At 59.9% G+C, this 5,511-nt stretch carries 3 protein-coding genes and 1 pseudogene; 3 read left to right on the top strand and 1 reads right to left on the bottom strand.

All coding sequences use genetic code 11. The features are described 5' to 3' along the window. The coding region (locus NKI29_RS33145; protein ID WP_352798670.1) for a transposase at positions 1-503 on the top strand (503 nt) is incomplete at its 5' end. 1,046 nt (positions 504-1,549) lie between these two features. Continuing rightward, complete coding sequence (locus NKI29_RS33140; protein ID WP_352798668.1) at positions 1,550-3,007, top strand: amidase; 1,458 nt, start codon at positions 1,550-1,552, stop codon at positions 3,005-3,007. Positions 3,008-3,550: 543 nt separating this feature from the next. On the opposite strand, the pseudogene NKI29_RS33135 reads toward NKI29_RS33140, so the two are convergent. After that, a pseudogene (locus NKI29_RS33135) lies at positions 3,551-4,566 on the bottom strand (IS110 family RNA-guided transposase). 339 nt (positions 4,567-4,905) lie between these two features. Between NKI29_RS33135 and NKI29_RS33130 the strand changes: the two are divergent. Further along, entirely contained in the window at positions 4,906-5,166 is a 261-nt protein-coding gene (locus NKI29_RS33130) for a hypothetical protein (RefSeq protein WP_352798666.1), read from the top strand. The last annotated feature ends 345 nt before the right edge of the window (positions 5,167-5,511 follow it).

The following is a 5,511-nucleotide window of genomic DNA, read 5'->3' as shown; positions in this document are numbered from 1 at the left end:
GCATCCTGGTCCGCGGCGACGGCCACTATGGCCGGGCGCAGGTCATGGCCTGGTGCGAGAACAATGCGCTCGACTACCTCTTCGGATTGCCCGGCAACAAGGTTCTCCAGCGTCTCGTTGATGAAGCCGCCGACGATATCCGCACCCGCCCCGCGCGCTCGAACAAAAGCTGGTGCTGCGCGGCTATGCCGAGACCCGATACAAGGCGAAATCCTGGAAGGCGCACCGTCGTGTCTGCGCCCGCAGGAGGCAACCACCCGCGGCCTCGACATCCGGTTCGTCGCACCAATCTCGACAAAGGCTCCGCCGCGCATGTCTACGACGTGCTCTACTGCGCCGGCGGCCAGGCCGAAAACCTGATCAAGATGCACAAGAGCCAGCTTGCCTCGGACTGCACCAGCTGCCGCTCACGGATTGCCAACCAGATGCGCCTTGTCCTGCACACCGCCGCATACTGGCTGATGCTCACGCGAAGCGCGTACTGCAGCCGCAGGCTCTCTTGATTGCTTACCGCGACATTCTGCCACCGCGACAAGATCCCGAACCGCCGCGACACTCAACTTAGTCTGTCTCGCATCCTTTACATACTTCTGAGTTGCTGTCACTGGGATCAGCAATGTTGATACATTTCGGTGCTCGACTTGATTAATGGTGGAAAATCGCCGCCGTGATGGGCACTCGGCGGATCACACGGAAGGATCGCCCCTAAAGCGGATGACATGGATTCAATACCCGGACAGTGGAGACGACGGCGAAGACCGGGATAAGATTGAAGTCAAGATCTTCGACCAGTTTCCTGGCTATCGTCTTGCCCTTATGCCGGAGATGAAGAAGGCCACCGTAGCCTAATTGAAGGAGACGAAGGCGAAGACCGCGCTGATATCACACCGGGCAACTCGCGGCAGGCGATGTCGAAGAAGGCGAGAACGCGTCCGGCGCCCCACTGTAGAGCCGCAGAGATCGAGATGACCACGTAGGGAACCGTCAGCATGGGCTGGCCAATAGAAAGCCGAAGAAAGGCAGTGCGACAAGCAGATACTACGCGATGCTATGATAATGCTGGAAATGATCATGGGGCTGAGCGCCAAACCGAGAACAAGACATTTCTCCGGCAGTTCACCCCGGACCAGGCCGACCGCGGCGAGGGTTCCGATGATCATGGCTGAAATACAGCGAGCCCGAACTTTTGTCGTGTTCCGATCGCTATCGCCGCAGAACGTTAAGTAGCTGCGCATAATGGTTCTTGCCTTGCTTCCTGCGTCGTTTTCTTGACGGTTGTGGTTTCAAACAAACCTGAAGGGAGGTCCTGATACCTAGTAGGCGTCACATCATCAAAGACGCGGACTTGGCGCTGATTTCATCTGTGCCTGGCGGTGGCATAAGAGCTATTCTTTTATCCTTTTACTAAGCAGATCGGGATCGAGATAGCTTTTGTCAGCGCCGGCTATGCGGAGAGCGCAGTATGTCTGCGCGCTATGTGCGAAGCGAACGCAACGGAGTGACGGTCTCTGTAGTCGAGATGGCCGGCGCGAAGAGAGAGAGAAGTAGGATGGAATTGCATGAGTATGCTGGCTTTGACGCCACGGAGCTCGCGGAGCTAGTGCGCAGGGGCGAGGTCACCGCGGCGGAACTCGCCCGGCTAGCGCGCCAAGCGCACGATCAGGTCAAGCCAGCGATCAACGCTGTCGTGGAGTTCTACGAGGACGCCGAGTCCGTGCCAGGCTCAGATACGGGTTTTTTCGGGGGGGTACCATTCCTGCGCAAGGACCTCGGGCCGAGCGAGGCCGGGCGACTGCAGGAAATGGGAAGTCGCCTCTTCCAGGGTTTTCGACCAACGGTGGATAGCTACTTCACTCAGCGTGCACGGGCCGGGGGGCTGCGAATCGTGGGCCGCACCACTGTTCCAGAGATGGGCATGGGGGGCGTGCCGGGCCTCAGCGAATCGGTGGCTTGCGGGATCACGCGCAATCCATGGAATTTGGACCGGACCACGGGCGGCTCGTCATCAGGCTCGGCTGCCGCTGTCGCCGCGGGGATCGTGCCTATCGCGCACGCCAACGACGGTGGGGGCTCCATCCGTATTCCTTCATCCTTCTGTGGCCTCGTCGGCATGAAGCCCTCCCGAGGTCGCGTCTCCGCAGGACCAAATAAGCAGGATGGCAGCGAAGGACGCGTCCACGACTTTGTGGTCTGCCGGTCCGTTCGTGACATGGCTGCAGCTCTCGATATCTTCCAAGGTGCGTCTCCCGGCGACCCGTTCATCATCGCCCCGCCGCAGCGAGCTTACTTGGAGGAGCTACGCCATCCAACCGGCCGCCTTAGGATCGGAGTGGCCAGCCCGTTCCGCGAGGAGGTTCATGCCTTGGTCCAGCCTGGTGTTCGAGTGGCTGTAGAGAAAACGGCTGAACTATTGGAGTCAATGGGACACTCCATTGACAAGTTTGCTCTGCCCTATGACCCCGCTGACCTAAAAATGGTCGAGGCCGGCCTGAATTACATCTCGTTCGCGTCTTTGGATGCAGAGGCCCGTGCACTTGGCCGCACGGTTGATGAGCAGACTGTGGAGCCCATTATTCTTGAACTCTACCGGATCAGCAAGGAACGGCCGCTTGCCGACGCGGCGCTGGTGAAGGAGGGCCTTCGCAAGATACGTGCGGAGGTGGGTAGCGCGACGAAAGACTTCGACATTCTCCTGACGCCCACGATGCCTTTCACGGCGCTGCCCCATGGCACCTGGACCGAGATTCCTAGTGCCGAACCTGTCACGGCCCAAGGATTTCTGGATGCTTGGGCCGCCCTCGATCAGTACCTGTCGGTCTTCAATTTCACCGGCCAACCCGCCGTTTCTTTGCCGCTCTTCCAAGGCTCGGACGGCCTTCCGATCGGAATTCAGATCGTCGGCCGCTTCGGTGACGAGGCGACGCTCGTTCGGGTCGCACGCGATCTAGAGGAGGCAATGCCCTGGGCCATGCGGCGACCGCCGGTCTTTGCGGGGAGCGCCAAATGAAACATGCTCGCAACCGTAGCCGACCAGCGGCGACCGCGAATCGCGAGCTTCTGGCGCCGGGATCTCTGGTTTACCGCCTTCGACGGCAGGCAGGCGGCACTCATCAAGACGCAGCTGACACGTTTCCATTGCCAGACAAGAACGCGGGACTGGGACCGCTGTGATATGGCACAGCTTTGGATCGAGCGATCGCTCGTCGTGCATCGGACACCATAAACCCCAGAGCGTACGGAACTCGTTTGGCATGAGCTGCTGATGAAACCTTCGTCGTCAGCTCGATCCCGCCGATAGTGTTCTCTAATGAGTCAAGGGCGGCCGCTCGGTTGTGAGCGTTCTCGACGCTTTCGGGTGCCTGGGTTCTCTTCGTGCTCACGTGACACTTGATGGGGTAAGCTGGGTATGGAGCGGCTTGGTTGAAAGCGCAGTCGGCCGATCTGGTTGGCCGCATGCTACACAATCGGCGCCGTCATCCACTCCCTCCCTGGGGTGTCGCTCCGCTCGGGAGCTCGTTTCGGCCTCCTGTCTCGTTCGTCCTCGATTCCGCTATGCGGCGTTGAATAGGGTGCCTTGCCTGAGCATCGCATGCATGATGATGGCCAGGCGGCGGGCAAGCGCGATCCGCGCCCTGCGCATGGTGGAGCGCTTGGCGATCGCCAACGCCCAATCCTTCAGCTTCAACGCCCCTCGGTAATGCGTCAGCATGACGTTGGCCGCTTCATAGAGTAGCGTTCGCACCCGCCGGTCACCACATTTTGAGATGCTGCCGGTGTAGTCGACCTCGCCCGACTGGAAGCGGCGCGGCACCAGACCGAGATAGGCGCCCAGATCGCGGGACCGTCTGAAGCGGTCGGGATCGTCCTCGACAGCGGTAAAGGCGAGCGCAGTGAGATGGCAACGCCGGGGATCGTCATCAGTTGGCGGCAGCTCGTGGAAGCTTTGGTCATCTTCTTGATGTCGGAATCGATCGCCGCGACGGTCGAGAGCACAGCGGCACGCGCTGCAATGAAGCCCTCCATGGCTGCAGACAGTCCGGCTATCCCCTCGCTGGCCCTGAGCGCCTGTTTGATGAAGGCGGAGCTGAGGGCCCGTGGCAGGCTGACACCGAATACCACGGCGAGTCCACGGATCTGGTTCTCCAACATAGCCCGCTGGCCGACTAGCTTCTTGCGCGCGATGATCAGCGCGCGGACGGCATGCGCCGGGAGCGACTTCACGTGCACAGGCTTGAAGAAGCCGGTGCGGGCCAGATGGGCTAGGCCACGGGCATCGTTGCGATCGGTCTTGTGGGTCGCAAGGGTCTTCAGCGCCTGGTACGCCTGCCGGCTTTCGATGCAGACGACCGGCAGGCTGAACGCTGCCAGCCCATGGTAGAGCATCGGCGCCATGCGGCCGGTCTCGAACACGATGCGCCGACAAGCAGGTGCTTTTGCCAGCGAGGCGACGATCGCCTCCGGCGTCGATGTCGTCTTCTCTCCTCGTGAACGACTGCTCCCTCGCGGTCGACGACGTAGATGTGCGTCTCTTCCATCGGAGATATCCAGGCCGGCAAAGTATTCCATGGTTGGTCTCCTCTTCCGTTGACGGAGCCGATCATGTCGGCTTCCGAGGAGCTGCCGCCCATTACCCCATGTTGAAAAAGTCTGATGGCCCGCCGGATGGCGCGATCTGACCGGAGACCCATAGAATAGCTTTCCGATACCATGTCGCCGGCGGAATGAAACTGTGAGAAATCTCCATTTTGAGAAAGTCATTTCAGGACGAATCGGGCCATGTAACGCTCTCTCACTTTTTCAACACTATCCGCCAGATCCGGACGTTCATGACTTGTCTGCTGAATCGCCGGGAGGGACTCTGACATCATCGGACATATTCTGGCACCAGGTCGACCGCACAATCTCATGTCGCTGGTCGACATTCAAAGCAGGAGCTGTGGTTGCGGCCACCCAAGCGGGCGGATCGACGACGTTCAGTTTGACGTCGCCTCATCAGCCCTCGTTCATAACTGGACTCTGTTCTCTACCTGGTCTGTTCTGGACCGGGTTGCAAGCTCGATCCTGCAGTGGCACGAAGACAAGCGGGACAAGTGGCACCATATCGCGCCGGAAAACGCTTCCTTCAGCTTCGCCACGTTCAGCATAGATTCCCCGGCAGCTTCTTGAGCCTGCGGTTCTCCTCGTCGGTTCTTTGCCACCCGGGCGTTCGTCACTTCACCGCCATAACGGTTACGTCAATTGTACAAGGTCGGCTCCGAAATCCCGACTTCCGGCACACCTCCATTGTCGGGATCCCGCCTGATGCTCCTTCAGCACCCCCGACGATCTGTTTCCTCGATGAACCGGCTATTCTTCATCTCCGTCTTTTCGCCGGAGGCCAATTCAAAACGAGGGCATTCCAGGGGCCAACGTCAGAGCGTGTTAGTTATGATGAGGTTTTCATTGCTGCTCGCAGCTCCGCCTGATCGGGCGCGCAGCGCATCAACGGCGGGTGGATAGTCAGTGGGCGCG

The organism is Mesorhizobium sp. M0678, from assembly GCF_040320505.1.
GTDB lineage: Bacteria > Pseudomonadota > Alphaproteobacteria > Rhizobiales > Rhizobiaceae > Mesorhizobium.
The sequence above is the reverse complement of the archived record's forward strand: the minus strand, read 5'-3'. Positions and strand labels throughout refer to the sequence as shown.